The organism is Sphingobium cupriresistens LL01 (genome assembly GCF_001046645.1).
In the GTDB taxonomy this organism is placed as follows: Bacteria; Pseudomonadota; Alphaproteobacteria; order Sphingomonadales; family Sphingomonadaceae; genus Sphingobium; species Sphingobium cupriresistens.
In genome coordinates this window covers 636,656-655,370 of sequence record NZ_KQ130435.1, presented here as the reverse complement: position 1 = coordinate 655,370, position 18,715 = coordinate 636,656, and the positions used below count along the sequence as shown (strand labels likewise).

The 18,715-nt window shown below is 64.5% G+C and carries 16 protein-coding genes; 14 read left to right on the top strand and 2 right to left on the bottom strand.

From position 1 onward, the window contains the following. Window positions 1-193: 193 nt before the first annotated feature. The gene (hemE, locus tag V473_RS16250; RefSeq protein WP_066607213.1) at window positions 194-1,240 is read left to right on the top strand and encodes a uroporphyrinogen decarboxylase; all 1,047 of its coding nucleotides are present in this window, start codon (window positions 194-196) and stop codon (window positions 1,238-1,240) included. Window positions 1,241-1,265: 25 nt separating this feature from the next. After that, on the top strand, window positions 1,266-1,706 hold the full coding sequence (locus V473_RS16245; RefSeq protein WP_066607210.1) for a CopD family protein: 441 nt from the start codon (window positions 1,266-1,268) through the stop codon (window positions 1,704-1,706). A gap of 41 nt (window positions 1,707-1,747) precedes the next feature. On the opposite strand, the gene panC is transcribed toward V473_RS16245, so the two are convergent. Then, window positions 1,748-2,593, bottom strand: a complete 846-nt coding sequence (gene panC / locus V473_RS16240) for a pantoate--beta-alanine ligase (RefSeq protein ID WP_066607207.1) — start codon at window positions 2,591-2,593, stop codon at window positions 1,748-1,750. A gap of 106 nt (window positions 2,594-2,699) precedes the next feature. On the opposite strand from panC, the gene V473_RS16235 reads away from it, so the two are divergent. The 12 genes from V473_RS16235 to V473_RS16180 all read left to right on the top strand — a co-directional run bounded on the left by V473_RS16235 (window position 2,700) and on the right by V473_RS16180 (window position 15,816). Continuing rightward, a complete protein-coding gene (locus V473_RS16235) occupies window positions 2,700-3,506 on the top strand; it encodes a division plane positioning ATPase MipZ (RefSeq protein WP_066607202.1) in 807 nt (268 codons plus the stop codon). Continuing rightward, complete coding sequence (locus V473_RS16230) at window positions 3,506-3,940, top strand: J domain-containing protein (protein ID WP_066607200.1); 435 nt, start codon at window positions 3,506-3,508, stop codon at window positions 3,938-3,940. The genes V473_RS16235 and V473_RS16230 overlap by 1 nt, the downstream gene beginning before the upstream one ends. Further along, window positions 3,937-5,313 carry a phosphoglucomutase/phosphomannomutase PgmG gene (pgmG, locus tag V473_RS16225; protein WP_066607199.1) on the top strand — a complete coding sequence of 459 codons (1,377 nt, stop codon included), beginning with the start codon at window positions 3,937-3,939 and terminating at the stop codon, window positions 5,311-5,313. The genes V473_RS16230 and pgmG overlap by 4 nt, the downstream gene beginning before the upstream one ends. Window positions 5,314-5,738: 425 nt before the next feature. Continuing rightward, entirely contained in the window at window positions 5,739-7,043 is a 1,305-nt protein-coding gene (locus tag V473_RS16220; protein WP_066607198.1) for an OmpP1/FadL family transporter, read from the top strand. Window positions 7,044-7,151: 108 nt separating this feature from the next. After that, window positions 7,152-8,312, top strand: coding sequence for a flavodoxin-dependent (E)-4-hydroxy-3-methylbut-2-enyl-diphosphate synthase (ispG, locus tag V473_RS16215; protein WP_066607193.1), 1,161 nt, complete (start codon window positions 7,152-7,154; stop codon window positions 8,310-8,312). 13 nt (window positions 8,313-8,325) lie between these two features. Then, a complete protein-coding gene (locus V473_RS16210; protein ID WP_066607191.1) occupies window positions 8,326-9,228 on the top strand; it encodes a DMT family transporter in 903 nt (300 codons plus the stop codon). After that, a complete protein-coding gene (locus tag V473_RS16205) occupies window positions 9,225-9,707 on the top strand; it encodes a GNAT family N-acetyltransferase (protein WP_066607188.1) in 483 nt (160 codons plus the stop codon). The genes V473_RS16210 and V473_RS16205 overlap by 4 nt, the downstream gene beginning before the upstream one ends. A gap of 98 nt (window positions 9,708-9,805) precedes the next feature. Further along, window positions 9,806-12,133 (top strand): FtsK/SpoIIIE family DNA translocase, encoded by a 2,328-nt coding sequence (locus tag V473_RS16200; protein WP_066607186.1) that lies wholly within the window; start codon window positions 9,806-9,808, stop codon window positions 12,131-12,133. Window positions 12,134-12,539: 406 nt separating this feature from the next. Continuing rightward, complete coding sequence (locus V473_RS16195; protein WP_066607184.1) at window positions 12,540-13,190, top strand: LolA family protein; 651 nt, start codon at window positions 12,540-12,542, stop codon at window positions 13,188-13,190. Between the two features lie 255 nt (window positions 13,191-13,445). Further along, the gene (locus tag V473_RS16190) at window positions 13,446-14,243 is read left to right on the top strand and encodes an exodeoxyribonuclease III (RefSeq protein ID WP_066607182.1); all 798 of its coding nucleotides are present in this window, start codon (window positions 13,446-13,448) and stop codon (window positions 14,241-14,243) included. Further along, the gene (gene ribA, locus V473_RS16185; RefSeq protein ID WP_066607178.1) at window positions 14,243-15,316 is read left to right on the top strand and encodes a GTP cyclohydrolase II; all 1,074 of its coding nucleotides are present in this window, start codon (window positions 14,243-14,245) and stop codon (window positions 15,314-15,316) included. Before V473_RS16190 ends, ribA begins: the two co-directional genes overlap by 1 nt. After that, complete coding sequence (locus V473_RS16180; protein ID WP_066607174.1) at window positions 15,313-15,816, top strand: L,D-transpeptidase family protein; 504 nt, start codon at window positions 15,313-15,315, stop codon at window positions 15,814-15,816. The genes ribA and V473_RS16180 overlap by 4 nt, the downstream gene beginning before the upstream one ends. A gap of 133 nt (window positions 15,817-15,949) precedes the next feature. Here the strand turns inward: V473_RS16180 and V473_RS16175 are convergent, their stop codons facing one another. After that, on the bottom strand, window positions 15,950-18,712 hold the full coding sequence (locus V473_RS16175; RefSeq protein ID WP_066607171.1) for a [protein-PII] uridylyltransferase: 2,763 nt from the start codon (window positions 18,710-18,712) through the stop codon (window positions 15,950-15,952). Window positions 18,713-18,715: the final 3 nt, after the last annotated feature.

The window sequence follows — 18,715 nt, the reverse complement described above, 5'->3', positions numbered from 1 at the left end:
ATGCCCCCAACAGACCCGTAATTTCATCCACAGCCTGTGGATAGCGTGGATGACCATGGTGACTCGGACGGCAAAGCGCGGCGCACCTGAGTCAAGCTGTTGGCAAATCCGGGCGCAACGCATAAACCCCGCTGCCAACCGCCCTACTATCTCCATCATCCTTTTTGAATCTTAATAATAAGAGAGACTATAGATGAGCCCCGCTGCGCCGAGCGACCGTCCCGCCAAACCGCTCATGGCCGTTCTCAGGGGCGAGCGTCCCGCTGTTCCGCCCATGTGGCTGATGCGCCAGGCCGGCCGCTATCTCCCGGAATATCGCGCGCTGCGGGCCGACAAGGGCGGGTTCCTGGAACTGGTCTATGACAGCCCCGCCGCCGCCGAAGTCACGCTCCAGCCCTTGCGCCGCTTCGGCTTCGATGGCGCGATCCTCTTTTCCGACATTTTGATCGTACCCTACGCCATGGGCCAGCATCTGTGGTTCGAGGCTGGCGAAGGCCCGCGCCTCGCCCCCATATTGGCCGAAACCGACCTGTCGGCGCTGACACCCGATTATAGCCGCTTCGAGGCGGTCTACGAAACGGTGCGGCAGGTGAAGGCGGCGCTGGACCCTGCGGTCACCTTTCTGGGCTTTGCGGGCAGTCCCTGGACCGTTGCAACCTATATGGTCGCGGGGCAGGGCAGCAAGGATCATGGGGCGGCGCGCCGTATGGCCTATCAGCAGACGGAAAAGTTCGCCGCGCTGATCGACGCCATCGTCGATGCGACAGTAACCTATCTGTGCGGCCAGATCGACGCGGGCGTCGAAGCCGTGCAACTGTTCGACAGCTGGGCCGGCAGCCTGTCTCCGCTGCAATTCCAGCGCTGGGTGATCGAACCCAATAAGCGGATCGTCGCGCGACTGAAAGCGCTGCACCCGACCATTCCGATCATCGGCTTTCCCAAGGGCGCGGGCGCGAAGCTCGCCGACTATGCCGCGCAGACCGGCGTCGATGCGGTCGGCGTCGATGAAACCATCGATCCGCACTGGGCGAACCAGGCGTTGCCAAAGGGGATGCCGGTGCAGGGCAATCTTGATCCGCTGGCGCTGATCGCGGGCGGCCGCGCGGTGGAGCAGGCGGTCGATACGATCCGCGCCGCCTTCGCCGACCGGCCGCATATCATGAACCTGGGCCATGGCATTTTGCCCGATACCCCCATTGCGCATGTCGAAGCGCTCATTAGCTATGTGCGAAGAGCATGAAGCCGCTTAAGGGAGTTTCCGTCTGATGGCCTATCTCGGCGCCGCCTATCTCTGGGTGAAGGCCGCCCATGTCATCTTCGTCATCTTCCTGATGGCGGGGCTGTTCATGATGCCGCGCTTCTTCGTCTATCATCAGGAAACCGTACCCGGATCGCCCGAAGACCAGAAATGGATCGAGCGGGAAGGACGACTGCTCAAGATCATCCTCAATCCCTCGCTGGTCCTGGTCTGGCTGTTCGGGCTGATGCTGATGGTGGAGATCGGCGCGTGGAGCTTTGGCTGGTTTCACCTCAAACTGCTCTTCGTCCTCGGCCTGTCGGGCTATCATGGCTGGATCGCGGGCTATACGAAGAAGCTTGCGCGGGGTCAGCGCCCGCTCAGCGACAAGCAATTGCGGATGATGAACGAAATCCCCGGCATCGCCGCCGCGGTCATCGTCATCGCGGTGATCGTGAAGCCTTTTTAGGTATCATAATGGGGTAACGCCCTCTCGACGTGATCGATCGATCAGGCCGGATCGACCGCGATATTGTCGATCAGCCGGGTCTTGCCCAGCCTTGCCGCGCCCAGCAGCCGCGCGGGTCGATCCAGCACCGTCATCGGCGCCAGCGTCGCCGCATCGCACAGGCTCACATAATCGACCGGGTCGAAGCCATGCGCCGCCAGCGTAGCGATCGCCTTGGCCAGCGCGCCCTCGACGGGTTCGCCCTTCTCGATCTGCCGTTTAGCCTCGCCCAGCGCGCGGGGCAGGGCCAGCGCCGCCTTGCGCTCTTCTTCGCTCAGATAAGCGTTGCGGGAGGAGAGGGCGAGGCCGTCCTCGGCCCGCTGGGTCGGCATCCCGATAATCTCGACGGATAGGTCGAGGTCCGCCACGAAACGGCGGATCACGGCGAGCTGCTGATAATCCTTCTCGCCAAAAATCGCGACATCGGGCCGAACCTGGTTGAATAATTTGGTAACAACCGTCGATACCCCGTCGAAATGGCCCGGCCGGGCTGCGCCGTCCAGCCCGTCGCTGATCCCGGACACGCTGATGTTCGTGGCGTAACCGGCCGGATACATGACATTGACGGGCGGAATCCAGAGGATGTCCACGCCTGCCGCGGCCAGCATCTGCGCATCCTTCGCCTCGCGCCGGGGATAGGCGTCCAGATCCTCGTTGGGACCAAATTGGCGGGGATTGACGAAGATCGACACGACGACATGCCGCCCGCGCCGCCGCGCTTCCTCCACCAACGCCATATGACCGTCATGCAGCGCGCCCATTGTGGGCACCAATGTCAGCGGCTTTCCGTCGCTTTTCAGCGCATCGACGGCGGCACGAAGGGCGGGCAGGTCACGCAGCGTTTGCACGGAAGGAACGGCTCCGATAAGGGCTTCACTATAGCTGTCCTGCTAGGCTCGCGCCGGCGCGACCGTCAACAAACATTGCGACAATCAACGGGGTTAACCGGGGCAAATGGGCAATCCACAGCCGCATCTCATCGTCTTCGCCAATGAAAAGGGCGGCACCGGCAAGTCGACCACGGCGGTTCACACCGCTATCGCCTTGAGCGCGCTGGGTCATCGCGTCGGCATGATCGACCTCGATCCGCGCCAGCGGACCGTCACCCGCTATATGGAAAATCGCCTCGACACCGCGCGCCGCCGCAGCATTGAATTGCCCACGCCCGATTTCGCCGTCTTCACCGGCGACAGCATCGCCGCGCTGGACGACCAGGTCGTGACCCTGGCGGCCGACAAGGATTTCCTGGTGGTCGATACGCCCGGCCGCGACGACGTCTTCGCCCGGCATCTGGCGCCGCACGCCAACACGCTGGTAACGCCGATGAACGACAGTTTCGTCGATTTCGACCTGATCGGCCAAGTCGACCCGGAAACCTTCAAGGTCCGCCGCCTGTCCTTTTATTCCGAACTCATCTTCGAAGCGCGCAAGACGCGGGCGAAGGTCGATGGCGTGGCGATCGATTGGGTGGTGCTGCGCAACCGCGTTCAGCATCATGACGCGCGCAACAAAAAACGGGTCGGCGACGCGCTGATGGAACTCTCCCGCCGGGTCGGCTTCCGCGTCATACCCGGCCTGTCGGAGCGCGTGATCTTCCGCGAACTCTTCCCTTCCGGCCTCACCCTGCTTGACAAGGGGCATCTGGGCGAATTGGGGGTCAGCCATATCGCCGCGCGCCAGGAATTGCGCGAAATGGTGTCCGGCCTGGCTCTGCCGACGCGCGATGGCGTGACGTCGATGGACCTGCTCGGCGCGGCCTGATGGGCGTGCTGACGCTCTTCATCGCAGCGCTTGCGATCTGGCTGATCTGGACGGGAAAGTTGCAACGCATGACGGCAAAAGATGGCATGGCGTTGGGCGCGGCGCTGGTCGGCGCGGTGCTCGCGGCCAAAGGCAAAGCCGTCATCGGCGCGCCGCTGCTGATCGGCGCGGCGCTGTTTTTCGCCAAGCAGGGCAATATCAAGGCGAAAGCCCGCACGCGCCCCGCCGCGCCCGTCGCGCCGCCGCCTGCCGATGACGTGGCGAAGGCGCGAGCGCTGCTGGGGGTCGCACCCGATGCGGATGCCGGGACGATCCGGGCCGCCCATCGCCGCCTCATCGCCTCGGTCCACCCCGATAAGGGCGGGACCGAGGCGCTCGCCGCCCAGATCAACGCCGCGCGCGACCTGCTGCTCGACGATCAGACGCAGCGTTGACACACCTTTTCGATCCCACGTTGCTGCGCGATTATGATCTGCGCGGCAGGGTGGGCGATACGCTGCGCGCCGCCGACGCCTGGGCGCTGGGGCGCAGTTTCGGCACGATCGTCGCCCGCGCCGAAGGACGACGGATTGCGGTGGGCTATGACGGGCGACTGAGTTCGCCGATGCTGGAAAGCGCGCTGGTCGAGGGATTGACCGCAACCGGCATCGACGTGCTGCGCATCGGCCTTGGTCCAACGCCGATGCTATATCATGCCGACATGGCGCGCGATCTGGATGGCGGCATCCAGATAACCGGCAGCCATAATCCCGGCGACCAGAACGGCTTCAAGCTGGTCCACCGTCATGCCCCTTTTTTCGGGGACGATATCCAGCGTCTGGGCGCGCTGGCGGCGGCCGGTGACTGGAACAGCGGCGTGGGGCGTGTCGAAACGATTGACGTCATGGATAGCTATGTCGCGCGCTTGATGCAGGGTTTCGACGGCCCGGCCTGCCGCATCGGCTGGGACGCGGGCAATGGCGCCGCTGGTCCGGTGGTGGAGAAGCTGACGCAATTGCTGCCCGGTGAGCATCATCTGCTCTTCACCGATATAGACGGACATTTCCCCAACCATCATCCCGATCCTTCCCAGGAACGGAATCTGGCCGACCTGCGCGCGCTCGTCCTTGCCAAGCAACTCGATTTCGGTGTGGCTTTCGATGGCGACGGCGACCGGATCGGCGTGATCGACGGGCTGGGTCGGACGATCGCGGGCGACCAGCTGCTCGGCCTCTTCGCGCAAATCATATTGGAAAAGCGGCCCGGCGCGCCGATCGTGGCGGATGTGAAGGCCAGCCAGACCGTTTTCGACCGCATCGCGATGCTGGGCGGACGACCCGATATGTGGAAGACCGGCCACAGCCATATCAAGTCCAGAATGAAGCAGATTGGCAGCCCGCTGGGCGGCGAAACCACCGGTCATCTCTTCTTCGCCGATGCGTATCCCGGCTATGACGACGGTCTTTACGCCGCCGTCCGCCTGATCCGCGCCGTCGGATCGCTGGGACAAAGCCTGACCGCCCTGCATGACGCGATGCCGACCAGCATCATCACACCCGAATGGCGTTTCCCGGTGGCCGAAGCGCGCAAGTTCGCGCTGATCGCCGATATCCTCGCCCGGCTGAAGGCCGCGGGCGCTGATATCTGCGCCATTGACGGCGCGCGAGTCCGCACCGTCGATGGCTGGTGGCTGCTGCGGGCGTCCAATACCGAGGCTGCGTTGGTGGCGCGCGCCGAATCGGCCGACGAGGCGGGACTGGCGCGGCTGATCGCGCAAATGGATGCGCAACTGGCCGATTCGGGCGTCATCCGGGCAGAATCGACCTGAAAAGCGCCTGCGCCGCTCTCATATTTTGGTATCGTTAATCCGTTTTCTCCCGCTATCTTCCCTTACGGAAAGCATGGCCTGAGATAATGATTGCAGGAAACGCAATCGTCCCTCCATGTTTCGCATTTGCGACAATCCGCGCTGCACCGCAAAAGGAACTCGCCTTTCAGGCATCCTCTCCTAAAATCTCAAGGCCGTCCTTCGGGGCGGCTTTTTTTTCGTCTCGATCCGTTTGCCGTCCTGCCCTGTTGCCGTAGCGTTTCGCCCTGCCACATGCGCCTATAGCCGCGAAAATGGGATGGATCGGGCGATCCGCTCACTGGAATTTAACCACAATCCTGATAATCGGGCTGCGTCCAAACAGCCGGTCGGGCGTTCGAACGCCACCGATCAAGGCCAATATCATGCCCAGTAGAGGATCTGTCATGTTGCTTCGCGGTCGCCCTTTTTCTGCTCTTCTCCTGACCGGCGTCATGCTGGCGTCCGCGACCCCGGCCTTTGCCGGCGGATTCTACCTGCAGGAACAATCGCCCAAGGAAACCGGACGCGCCCTGTCCGGCGGCGCGGCGGCCGGGGACGATCCATCCACCATCTATTTCAATCCGGCCGCGATGACGCAGCTGTCGGGCATCCAGACCTCGGTCGGCGGCGTCGCGCTGATGGCGTCGGCGCACCAGACCAATCGCGGTTCGCGCCGCACCATCCCCGGATCGACCCTGTCGGTCCCGGTCGGCGGCAATGACGGCGGCAATCCTTTCGAAAGCGTCATCCCGATTCCGAGCTTCTATGCCAGCGCGCAGGTCAGCGACCGACTCTGGGTCGGCCTGGGCGTCAACGCGCCTTTCGGCCTGAAACTGGAATATGATGACGGCTTCTTCGGTCGCTATGACTCGCTCTACACCGACCTTAAAACCTATAATATCCAGCCTTCGGCCGCCTATAAGCTGAGCGACAATCTGTCGATCGGCGGCGGCGTCGACGTGCAATATGTCAAGGCGACGCTGACCAACGCGCTGCCGCAGCTCTCGCCCCTGGTCACGACGGATGGTTTCGCCAGCCTGAAAGGCGACGACTGGTCGATCGGCTGGAATGCGGGCCTGTTCTACACCACCGGCGATACCAATTGGGGCGTCCATTATCGGTCGGGCGTCAGCCACAAACTGGCCGGCACGCAGATCGTATCGGGCCTCGTCGGGCCGGTCGCCGCGGGCAATGGCGAATTCGCCGCCACCGCGCCGCTGGAACTGCCCGACATCGTCACCGTCTCGATGATGCATAAGCTGACGCCTCAATTGCGCGCGATGGTCACCGGCAAATGGTATAATTGGTCGAAGTTCAAGGGCATCGCCGTCACCTCGGCCGCGGGCACCACCAACAAGGAACTGGATTACAAGGACAGCTATTCGGTCAGCGTCGGCGGCGAATATGATGTCAGCCCGGCCTTCACGGTCCGCGCCGGCACGATGTTCGATCGTTCGCCGACCAATCCGCAGCATCTGACCACCCGCGTCCCCGATGGCGACCGCGTCTGGCTGACCGGCGGCGCGACCTGGAACATGTCGGATGCCTTCGCGCTGAACCTCAGCTACGCCCATACCTTCGTGGAAAAGGCGAACATCATCCGTCCCGACAGCTATTTCCCATCGCCAGCAACCGTGACCGCCACCACCTTGTCGCAAACCAGCGGCAATGCGGATCAGGTCGCCGCATCCGCGACGCTGCGCTTCTGATTCTCGCGGTGCGGCCTGTTTCAGCGAAGCTGAAACGCAAGGATCTCCCGCTTCTAACCGTCACCAAACATCCCTATAGAGGCTCCGTAGCTTACGGAGCCTCTTTTCATGTCCGATCATAATCCCGGCCTGCGCCCCTGGCGTGACATAGCGCGGCGGCAGTCGCGCCAGATCATGGTCGGCAATGTGCCGGTCGGCGGCGGCGCGCCTGTCACGGTCCAGACCATGACCAACACGCTGACCCATGACGTCAAGGGCACGATCGACCAGATCCGTCGATGCGAGGAAGCAGGCGTCGATATCATCCGCGTCTCCTGCCCCGACGAGGAATCGACGGCCGCCTTGAAACAGATCGTCCGCGCGTCCCGCGTGCCGATCGTCGCCGACATCCATTTCCACTATAAGCGCGCGCTGGAAGCGGCCGACGCGGGCGCGGCCTGCCTGCGCATCAATCCGGGCAATATCGGGTCGGAAAAGCGGGTGAAGGAAGTGGTCGATGCGGCCAAGGCCAATGGCTGTTCGATCCGCATCGGCGTCAATGCCGGGTCGCTGGAGAAGGATTTGCTCGAAAAATACGGCGAACCCTGCCCCGAAGCGCTGGTCGAATCCGCGCTCGACCATATCAGGCTGCTCCAGGACCAGGATTTCCACGCATATAAGGTCGCGGTGAAGGCCAGCGACGTCTTCCTCGCCGTGGCCGCCTATATGCAACTCGCCGACGCGGTCGATTGCCCGCTGCATCTGGGCATCACCGAAGCCGGCGGCCTGATCGGCGGCACCGTGAAAAGCGCGATCGGCATTGGCAACCTGCTCTGGGCCGGCATCGGCGACACGATCCGCGTGTCCCTGTCGGCCGAACCCGAAGAGGAAGTCCGGGTCGGCTATGAAATCTTGAAGTCGCTCGGCATCCGCACCCGCGGGGTCAAGGTCATTTCCTGCCCGTCCTGCGCGCGCCAGGGCTTTGACGTCATCCGCACCGTGCAGGCGCTGGAGGAACGGCTCCAGCATATCCACACGCCGCTCTCGCTGTCGGTGCTGGGCTGCGTCGTCAATGGTCCAGGCGAAGCGCGCGAGACGGACATCGGCCTGACCGGCGGCGGGGCCGGCAAGCATATGGTCTATCTGTCGGGCATCACCGACCACACCGTGCAGGACGAAGGCATGGTCGATCATATCGTCCGCCTGGTCGAAGCCAAGGCGGCGGAGGTCGAGGCGGCCAAGGCGGAAGCCGACATGACCGACGCGGGCAAGGCCGAGGCGGCGGAATAAGCGGAGCGACGCGGTGCGCCCCACGCCCGGCGGGTTCGCCATTCCCTTCGCCATATGCTGCATCGGCGTCGCGCTATTCTCTGTGATGGACGCGGCGATGAAGGGGCTCAGCCTTTCCATCGGCCTCTATAATGCGCTGCTCTGGCGCGCCGCGGCGGGCAGCTTGTTAGGCCTTGCGCTGATGCTGCTCACCCGGCAGCGCTGGCCGGACCGCGCCGTGCTGCGCCTGCACCTGCTGCGCGGCGCGGTCGTGGCGCTGATGGCGGCGCTCTTCTTCTGGGCGCTCATGCGGATGCCGCTCGCCGAAGCGATCGCGCTCTCCTTCATCGCGCCGCTGATCGCCCTCTATCTCGCCGCGTTGCTGCTGGGTGAAACGATCGGACGGCAGGCGATCGCCGCGTCGCTGCTGGGACTGGTCGGCGTGGGGGTGATCCTGTCGGGCAAATTGCAGGGGCGTTATGACGCCGACGCGCTTTTGGGGGCAGGCGCGGTGCTGGCATCGGCCGTCCTTTTCGCCTGGAACCTCATCCTTCAACGGCAACAGGCGCAGCGCGCTTCGCCGATCGAGGTCGCCTTCTTCCAGCATATCGTCATGCTGGGCGTCTTTGTGCTGGGCGCGCCGGCCTGGGCTGTGCTGCCCGACCGTTCTGCGATTCCGCTGGTGCTGCTCGCGGCCGGCCTCGCCTTCACTTCGCTCGCCGCGCTCGCCTGGGCCTATGCGCGGGCGGAGGCGCAGCGGCTCATCCCGGTCGAATATAGCGCCTTTCTCTGGGCGGCGCTGATGGGCTGGCTGGCGTTCGGCGAGCGATTGACCCTGACCACGGTGGCAGGCGCATTGCTGATCGTCGCGGGTTGCCTTATCGCCGCCCGCAGCAAAGGGGCCAATGTCGCCCATGTGGAAGCAGGAACGGCATGACCGACATCATCATTCGCGACGCGCAGGCCGACGATATCGGCACCATTCATGACTTCATCCTGGCGCTGGCCGATTATGAACGGCTTGCCCATGCGGTGAAGGCGGACCGCGCCACGCTCGCCCGCTATCTGTTCGGCCCGCGGCCGATGGCGGAGGTGCTGATCGCCGAACATGAAGGCCGGGCGGTCGGTTTCGCCCTCTTCTTCCACAATTTCTCGACCTTCGAAGCACGGCCGGGCGTCTATCTGGAGGATCTGTTCGTCCTGCCGGATGCGCGTGGCCTGGGCGCGGGCAAGGCGCTGCTCGCGCGCCTCGCCGCGCTGGCGATCGAACGCGATTGCGCCCGGCTCGAATGGTCGGTGCTCGACTGGAACGAACCCGCCATCGCCTTCTATCGGTCGCTCGGCGCGACGGCGATGGATGAATGGACGGTGCAGCGGGTCGATGGCGACACGCTGGCGGCGCTCGCCGCGCTCTGATCGAGCCAGCGCGACGAGCCGATCGGCCGCACTCTTGACGGGGACTCGCCGTCGGGTTCATTGTGCCGAAACGGAACATTTGGGGGACAAGCAGGATTATGGCCGTCGGCCGCACCGTGAAACGCACGCCGGAATGGCGCGAAATGCTGAAGCGCAGCGTCATCCGCAGCGGCGCGCTGATCGGCGCGATCACGCTCATGCTGGCGACCCTGTTCCTGGCCCTGGCGTTGCTCAGCTACGCGCCGAGCGATCCGTCGATGAACACCGTCGCGGGCGATCATGTCGCCAATATCATGCAGGCGCCCGGCGCCTGGACGGCCGATTTCCTGCTCTGGCTGCTGGGCGTCCCCGTCGCCCTGATCCTGCCGTTGATGACGGTCACCGCCCGCCGCATGTGGGGCGACCAGGATATGAGCGGGTGGAAGGGGCAGTTCGGGCAATGCCTGTTCGGCATCGCCCTGATCGGCATCGCGCTCGCCTTGTTCCAGAGCGCGCCGCTGGTCGGCCTGCCCGCGGGTTGGGGCGGGGTGATCGGCCTGGTCGTCGCCAAGGGGATCGCCAGCCTGACCGCGCAGGCGCCGGCCGCCGCGCCCTGGATCACGGGCATTCTTATCGTCGGCGCGCTGATTACGGGCCTGTTCGCCTGTTATCGCAGCCTGGCGCTGGAAAAGCCGATCATCGCGCTGCGTCGGCCCTCCTTGCCCAAACTCAACCTGCCGCGTCCGACGCTCGGTTTTGCCGGCCCCGCCGCTGCGGTCGATGATGACGACGACGCAGAGGATGAGCTGGCCGGGCGCGTCATCGCTCCGCGCAAGCAGGTGTCGCACGAACCCAAGCCGCCGATCACCATCCAGTCGCCCAAGCCCGCGCCGGTGCAGCGCGCGATGGCGCCAGTCAGCCAGGACGACCTGTTCGGGCACAGCTCGCTGCCCTCGCCCGACCTGCTCAACCCTGTCCCCGCCAACCAGGGCGGCAAGATCGACAAGGCCGCGCTGGAACGCAACGCCCGTCTGCTCGAATCGGTGCTCGACGATTTCCATGTGAAGGGCAACATCACCGAAGTCCGCCCCGGCCCTGTCGTCACCATGTATGAACTGGAACCCGCGCCCGGCATCAAGGCGAGCCGCGTGATCGCGCTGGCGGACGATATCGCCCGCAACATGTCGGCGCTGTCCGCCCGCGTCGCGACGATCCCCGGCCGCACGGTCATCGGCATCGAACTGCCCAACGCTCATCGCGAAGGCGTGTCCTTCCGCGAACTCATCACCAGCGAACAGTTCATGCAGGAAGCGACCCTGCCGATCATCCTGGGCAAGAATATCTCCGGCGAACCGATCATCGCCGACTTGGCGCCCATGCCGCACCTGCTGATCGCGGGCACCACCGGGTCGGGCAAGTCGGTGGGCTTGAACGCCATGATCCTGTCGCTGCTCTACCGCATGACGCCGGACCAGTTGCGCCTGATCATGATCGATCCCAAGATGCTGGAACTGTCGACCTATGACGACATCCCGCACCTGCTCTCTCCGGTCGTCACCGAACCGGCCAAGGCGATCCGCGCGCTCAAATGGGCGGTGGAGCAGATGGAGGATCGCTATCGCATGATGGCGTCCATATCGGTGCGCAACCTGGCCAATTACAACGAAAAGGTTCGCGCTGCGAAGGCCAAGGGCAAGCCGCTCGGCCGGCGGGTCCAGACCGGCTACGACCCCGAAACCGGCAAGCCCATTTATGAAGAGGAACAGCTGGATTTCCAGCCGCTGCCACAGATTGTGGTGGTGGTGGACGAGCTGGCTGACCTGATGATGACCGCGGGCAAGGAAGTAGAATTCCTGATCCAGCGGCTCGCGCAGAAGGCGCGCGCCGCGGGCATCCACCTGATCCTCGCGACCCAGCGTCCCTCGGTCGACGTCATCACCGGCGTCATCAAGGCGAACCTGCCGACCCGCATCAGCTTCTTCGTCACCAGCAAGATCGACAGCCGCACCATATTGGGCGAACAGGGCGCCGAACAGCTGCTGGGCAAGGGCGACATGCTCTACATGCATGGCGGTAAGGGTCTGACCCGCGTCCATGGTCCCTTCGTCTCGGACGATGAAGTGCGCGTCGTCGCCGACCATTGGCGCGCGCAGGGCCAGCCCGACTATATCCAGGCCGTCACCGAGGAGCCGGAGGAGGGCAGCTTCGCGCTCGACGGCGTGGACCTGGGCGACGACAGCCCCGACGCGCAACTGTTCCGCAAGGCGTGCCAGCTCGTCTTCGAAAATCAGAAGGCCTCGACAAGCTGGCTGCAACGCCAATTGCGCGTCGGTTATAATTCGGCAGCGCGCCTGATCGAACGGATGGAGGAGGAAGGGCTGGTCGGCCCGCCCAACCATGTTGGCCGCCGCGAAGTGCTGCGCGACGAAAATGGCAATCCGCTCTGATACTGGCCAGATGATCTGGCCAAAATTGGTTACGATTGCGTATCGTGCAATCGCTCCTGCGGCCTTCGCATTTGCAGCATGAAGCGGAACCGGGCAATAGGATCAGGCCTTTCAGGCATCCTCTCCTAAAACTTTTCGGGCTGATCTTCGGATCGGCCCTTTTTTTTATCCGCGATTAGGACTAGGCGAATCCCGCTGCTGCCGCGCCGATAACATAATTGGAGCGGTGCCGCCGGTCAGACCGGCAGGGCGAGGCGGGAGCATGGGGGATCGAGCTGTCGCGACCGTCTGCGGATGCTCTCCCCCATCAAGCCCAAAGCTTGCTATTTCGGAACAGCCGGGTTCACAACGGGTTCAAGCCCGACCGCATATCCACCACTTTCCTGAACAACTGGAGTTGAACGCCATGCAGCGCAGCCTTGCGCCCCTGATCCTGGCCCTCGCCGCCGCGCCGGCGGCCCTGTCGGTCGTCGTGCCGACCGCGCCCGTCGCCGCGCAGCAGGCCTCGCCCGACCTGACCCAGGTCAATGCCTATATTCGCGGCGTCACCACCCTCACCGCCGATTTCACCCAGACCGACCGTAGCGGTCAGACCCTGACCGGCAAGCTGACCCTCAAGCAGCCGGGTAAGATCCGCTTCCAATATCAAAAGGGCGTGCCGCTGCTGATCGTGGGCGATGGCAGGGCGCTGACCATGATCGATTATGAAGTACGCCAGGTGCAGCGCTGGCCGATCGGCAACTCGCCGCTGGGCGCGCTGCTTGATCCGAACAAGGATCTGTCGAAATATGGCAAGCTCGTGCCGACCGGCGATCCGTCGATCCTGAGCGTCGAGGCGCGCGATCCCAAGCGGCCCGAATATGGCACCATCACCATGATCTTCAAACGCAACGCCTCCGGGCCCGCGGGCTTGCAGCTTTACGGTTGGGTGGCGCTCGATTCGCAGAATAACCGGACGGCGGTGCGGCTGAGCAACCATGTCTATGGCGCGACGGTGGCCGATTCCGCCTTCCGCTGGACCGATCCGCGACCCAGGGGACGGGCGGCGGGCGGCTGACCGGAGCGCCTTGCAGGACGGATGGAAAAACTTGGCGCTTCGTTCATCTGCCGCTCATATGGCGGGCGCTAATCAAGACCCAAGGCGAGAGACAACCGGGATTTCCCCCCTGTTACCCGGTCCCCCCTCTCGCCGCGAAGCGCTTCAAGGGCGCGATCGAGACCCCCGTTCCACGCCCCCGGAGCGGGGGTCTTACTTTGTGCGGCCTTCTCTCAGCCGCTTGCGTGTCCGCCTGCGGCCTCCTAGGTGGAGGGCATGGCCGACACCCTCTCCATCTGCTCCTGGAACATCAATTCCGTCCGCGCGCGTATCGACATCGTCGAACAACTGCTGCGGCTCGAAGCGCCGGACATATTGTGCCTGCAGGAAACCAAGGTGGTGAACGAGACTTTCCCCACCGAAATGTTCCGCCGCATGGGCTATGTTCATCAGGTGCTGAATGGCCAGCGTATGCACCATGGCGTCGCGATCATGAGCAAGGTGCCGGTGCATGAGGATGACCGGTTCGACTGGCAGGCCAATGGCGAAGCGCGCCATGTCGGCGTGCGGCTCGACAATGGCGTGCGGATCGAGAATGTTTATGTCCCCGCTGGCGGCGACATTCCCGACCGTGATCTCAATCCCAAATTCGGCCAGAAGATGGATTTCCTCGAACGGATGATCCAATGGTCGTCCGCGCTAGGCAGCCAACCCGCCATCCTGACCGGCGACTTCAACATCGCCCCGCTGGAATGCGACGTCTGGAGCCACAAGCAATTGCTCAACGTCGTCAGTCACACGCCGGGGGAATGTGAAATCCTCGCCCGGTTGCAGGCGTCGAACGACTGGGTCGATATCGGCCGCCATTTCCATCCCGCGCCGGCGCGCCTCTATACCTGGTGGAGCTACCGCGCGAAGGATTGGGCGGAATCGGATCGCGGCCGGCGCCTGGACCATATGTGGATGACGAAGGACGTGGCGAACAAGGCGACCAGCCATCGCGTGGTCGAACCCGCGCGCAGCTGGATCAAGCCGTCCGACCATATCCCCATCATCACCGAATTCGCTTTCTGATGCCTAGCGTCGCCAACGGGCGCGATGCTGCGCGCGCCATAGACGCGCTGCGTCGCGGCTGGGCCGTGCGCCTGTCTGCGCCCGATGGCGCGATTCGGCTGATGGCGATCGAGGGCGCGGATGCGGTCACGCTGGCGGACTTCGACCCGCGCGGCCAGGCCGATATCCTCATATCCGCCGCCCGCGCCGAAACCTTGAAGCTGGCCAACCAGTTGGCGGCGGCCGACCCCGACCTGCCGGTGCTGGTCGAACGCGCGCCCTGGATCGACGCCGATGTCGCCACCGCCATTTCCGACCCGGTGCTCGATCTCGCCTCGCCGCTGAAAGGACCGTTTCGCGCCCGGTCGCTACCCGCGCCCCAAGCCGCCAAGGCGGCGCTCCGCCTCGCCCGGCTGGCCGGCATCTTGCCCGCCTATTTCCTGTCGAACGGCGACGCCCCGGTCGAAGCGACAGTGAGCGCCGACGCGATCGCCGCCTATGACGACGCCACCCGCCTCGCCATCGCCACCCGCGCGCGCCTGCCGGTGTCGGCCAGCGAGAGCGGCGAAATCATCGCCTTCCGCAGCCCGGACGAACCGCGCGAACATATCGCGCTGGTGGTGGGCAAGCGCGATAGCTCGCCGCCGGTCATCCGCCTGCACAGCGAATGCCTGACCGGCGACGTGCTGGGCAGCCTGAAATGCGATTGCGGCCCGCAACTGCATGAGGCGCTGCACCGGATCGCCGATGCGCCCTGGGGCATCCTCCTCTATCTCCGTCAGGAAGGGCGCGGCATCGGCCTGGTCAACAAATTGCGCGCCTACGCGATGCAGGATCAGGGGTTCGACACGGTGGATGCCAATGTCCGGCTGGGATTCGCCATCGACGCCCGCGATTTCTCGGTCGCGGCGCGGATGCTCGACCTGCTCGGCGTGGACGCGGTGCGCTTGCTCACCAACAATCCCAACAAGGTTGCGGGGCTTGAAGCGGCGGGTATCGCGGTGACGGAGCGCCTGCCGATCATCCTGCCCACCAACCCGCATAATGAACGCTATCTCGCCACAAAGCGCGACCGCACCGGCCATCAATTATGACCGTCATCCGCGTCGATTGCGGCGCGGGTCGCCTGACCTTGCGCGATCTGGCGATGGATTGCGCCATCGGCCGCAGCGGCGCCTGCCCGGCGGCGGACAAGCGGGAAGGGGACGGGTGCACGCCCTTGGGCCTATGGCCGATCCATGGTGTGCTGCTGCGCCCCGGCAAGGTCGAGGCGACGGATATACGCCTTCCCTGGCGCTGGGTCCGCGCGAACGACGGCTGGTCGGACGATCCCGAAGACCCCGCCTATAACCGCCCGGTCCGCCTGCCGCGCCCCTTCTCCGCCGAAAGCCTGATCCGCAGCGACGACGCCTATGACGTCATCGTCGTGTTGGGCCATAATGACGCGCCGCCGGCGCCGGGGCAGGGGAGCGCCATCTTCCTCCATCTGTCCGAAAGCCGCCCCACCGCCGGCTGCGTCGCGGTGGACCGGGCGGACATGCTGCGCCTGCTCCCGCTGCTCGCGCCGGGCGATGCGATGGAGATCGTCCCCTAAAGCGCGGTATCATGAAAACGCTGTTCGCCCTGAGCCGGTCGAAGGGCCTTTGTTTCGACCTCGGAAAAGAAGAACAAGGCGTCGACAGGCTCAGCCCGAACGGAATTGGGCGATCTTTAGCGGGTGACGCGCATCACGCTCGCTCCAGCGCCTCGCCCACTTCGCCGCCGGCGGCCTCCAGCAAGCGCCGCTCCAGCGTCTGCAACCGCGCCTTGCTCTCAATCTTTCCGCCGAAAAGGTCGGTGACGTAGAAGGTGTCGACCGCCCGCTCGCCATAGGTGGCGACATGGGCGCTGTGGACCGTGACCTTCGACTGGAACAGCGCATTGGCCAGGCTGAACAGCAGCGCGGGCCGGTCGCGCGCATTGACCTCGACCACGGTGAAGCGGTTCGACGCCTTGTTGTCGATCAGCACATTGGGTTCGATGCGGAAGGCTTCGGCGCGGGTCCGGGGAAGCGGGCGCGCCGCCAGTTTGGTGATCATCCGGTGCCGGTTGGACAGCGAATCCTCGATCGCATTGCGGATGCGCTTCAACTGGTCGGGGCTGTGGAATGCGCCGCCCAGCGGGTCCTGGACCAGGAAATTGTCGATCGCCACGCCATCGCGCGTCGTGTGGATGCGCGCGTCGATGATATTGCCGCCGGCCAGATGGATGGCGCCAGCGACGCGATAGAAGAGACCCGGATGGTCCGCGGCATAGACCGTCACCAAGGTCGCCCCGCGCTGCGGATAATATTGCGCGGCGATCGATAGCGGGGATTCGCCCGCCGCCAATATATGCTGCGCATTGTGGAACAATATGTCGTCAGGTTCGGCGATCCAATAGGATTCGGGCAGCCGCTTGCTGAACGCGGCGAAGGCGTCGTCGTCAATGCCAAGCGCCCGTTGCAGCGTTTCCTGCTTCACGATCACTCTTTCGCCACGCCCCTTCTGCTTATGGCCCAGCCGCAGCACCTCTTCGGCGGATTCATACAGGTCGCCCAGCAACTGGCGCTTCCAGCTATTCCACACCCCCGGTCCCACCGCGCGGATGTCCACCACCGTCAGGCACAGGAGCAGCCGCAGTCGTTCCGGGCTTTGCACCACATCGACGAAGTCGAGGATCGTCTTATAGTCCGACAGATCGCGCTTGAAGGCGGTGGCCGACATCAGCAGATGATAGCGCACCAGCCAGGCGACCGTCTCCGTTTCAGCTGGAGTCAGCCCCAAGCGTGGGCACAGATGCTCGGCCACTTCCGCGCCCAGCAGGCTATGGTCGCCGCCGCGCCCCTTGGCGATATCGTGCAGCAGGACGGAAACGTAGAGGACGCGCCGCGACAGGATCTTGCCCATCAGGTCGGTCGCCAGCGGATGATCCTGCGGCAACTCGCCCTTCTCGATCCGCGACAGCAGACCGACGGCGCGGATGGTATGCTCATCGACCGTATAATGATGATACATGTCGAACTGCATCTGCGCGACGACGCGGCGAAAATCGGGCACGAACCGGCCGAACACGGTCGATTCGTTCATCCAGCGCAGCACCGTTTCGGGATCGCGCGGGCTGGTCAGCACTTGCAGAAAAGCCGCATTGGCGCGCGCATCCTTGCGGATTTTGGCGGTGATCAGGCCCGCGTCGCGGCTTGCCGCGCGGATCGCGCTGGGGTGGATCTGCAACCCGTGCTTGTCCGCCACGGCGAATATTTCCAGCAACCGCACCGGGTCCGCCTGGAAAAAATCGTCGCTCGGCAGGCTGAGGCGCCCGCGTTCCAGCACGAACCCGTCCAGCTTCTTGGGCCGGCGGAAGATGGACGGAATGTAGCGCCGGCCCTTCTCCGCCATCTGATCGTCCAGATGCGCCAGGAACACGGCGGTCAGGTCGCCCACGATCTTCGCGTTCAGGAAATAATAGCGCATGAAGCGCTCGACCCCGGACCGGCCGGCGCGCCCGGTGAAGCGCATCCGCGTCGCGGTCTCCAGTTGCAGGTCGAAGGTCAGCCGGTCCTCGGCGCGCCCGGTGATGGTGTGCAGGTGGCATCGCACCGCCCACAGGAAATCCTCGGCCTTCTGGAACTGGCGCAGTTCCAGTTGGGTCAACAAGCCGACATCGACCAGCTCGGCGACTGAACGCACCCGGTTCACATATTTGCCGATCCAGAAGAGCGTGTGCAGGTCGCGCAGACCGCCTTTGCCTTCCTTCACATTGGGTTCCACGACATAGCGGCTGTCACCCATCCGCTTGTGCCGTTCCTCGCGCTCCTCCAGCTTTTCGGTGACGAAGGCGCGGGCGTTGCCCTGCATCACTTCGGCGTCGAACCGGACCGACGTCTCCTCATACAGCGCCCGGTCGCCCCAGACGTAGCGCGCCTCCAGCAATGCGGTACGCACGGTCAGGTCGGCCTTGGCCATCCGCATCGTCTCATCGATCGACCGGCTGCTATGCCCGACCTTCAGCCCCAGATCCCACAGCGAATAGAGCATGGATTCGATGACCTGCTCGGTCCATCCGGTCGGCTTCCACGGGGTGATGAAGCCGATATCGACGTCGCTGTGCGGCGCCATTTCGCCCCGGCCGTATCCCCCGACCGCGATCAGGGCGATCCGTTCGCCGGTGCTGCGATTGCCCGCCGGATAGAGGTGATGCGTCGTCGCGTCGTAGAGCAGGCGCAATATCTGGTCGATCAGGAAGGCGAAGGCGGTCACGGATTCGCGCCCGCGCGTCGGCTTGGCTTCCAGCCGCCGCGCCACCTCGGCCCGGCCCTCGTCCAGCGCCGCCTTCAATTCCTGGACGATAGCGGCGCGCAGCCGCGCGCTATCGCCCCGATGCTCCATCGCCAGGGCATTGATCGTGTCGGAAATTGCGCGCCGGTCGATGATCGCGCGGCGCGATCCCAGCGCGGGGAACTGCATGACCATTTG

What these genes read in the sequence shown, in the direction of transcription:
- ribA (WP_066607178.1), top strand. Translation starts at nt 14,243, where the DNA reads ATGCCTAGCGTCGCCAACGGGCGCGATGCTGCGCGCGCCATAGACGCG.
- V473_RS16180 (WP_066607174.1), top strand. Translation starts at nt 15,313, where the DNA reads ATGACCGTCATCCGCGTCGATTGCGGCGCGGGTCGCCTGACCTTGCGC.
- V473_RS16235 (WP_066607202.1), top strand. Translation starts at nt 2,700, where the DNA reads ATGGGCAATCCACAGCCGCATCTCATCGTCTTCGCCAATGAAAAGGGC.
- hemE (WP_066607213.1), top strand. Translation starts at nt 194, where the DNA reads ATGAGCCCCGCTGCGCCGAGCGACCGTCCCGCCAAACCGCTCATGGCC.
- ispG (WP_066607193.1), top strand. Translation starts at nt 7,152, where the DNA reads ATGTCCGATCATAATCCCGGCCTGCGCCCCTGGCGTGACATAGCGCGG.
- V473_RS16195 (WP_066607184.1), top strand. Translation starts at nt 12,540, where the DNA reads ATGCAGCGCAGCCTTGCGCCCCTGATCCTGGCCCTCGCCGCCGCGCCG.
- V473_RS16230 (WP_066607200.1), top strand. Translation starts at nt 3,506, where the DNA reads ATGGGCGTGCTGACGCTCTTCATCGCAGCGCTTGCGATCTGGCTGATC.
- V473_RS16245 (WP_066607210.1), top strand. Translation starts at nt 1,266, where the DNA reads ATGGCCTATCTCGGCGCCGCCTATCTCTGGGTGAAGGCCGCCCATGTC.
- V473_RS16200 (WP_066607186.1), top strand. Translation starts at nt 9,806, where the DNA reads ATGGCCGTCGGCCGCACCGTGAAACGCACGCCGGAATGGCGCGAAATG.
- V473_RS16220 (WP_066607198.1), top strand. Translation starts at nt 5,739, where the DNA reads ATGTTGCTTCGCGGTCGCCCTTTTTCTGCTCTTCTCCTGACCGGCGTC.
- V473_RS16175 (WP_066607171.1), bottom strand. Translation starts at nt 18,712, where the DNA reads ATGGTCATGCAGTTCCCCGCGCTGGGATCGCGCCGCGCGATCATCGAC.
- V473_RS16190 (WP_066607182.1), top strand. Translation starts at nt 13,446, where the DNA reads ATGGCCGACACCCTCTCCATCTGCTCCTGGAACATCAATTCCGTCCGC.
- V473_RS16205 (WP_066607188.1), top strand. Translation starts at nt 9,225, where the DNA reads ATGACCGACATCATCATTCGCGACGCGCAGGCCGACGATATCGGCACC.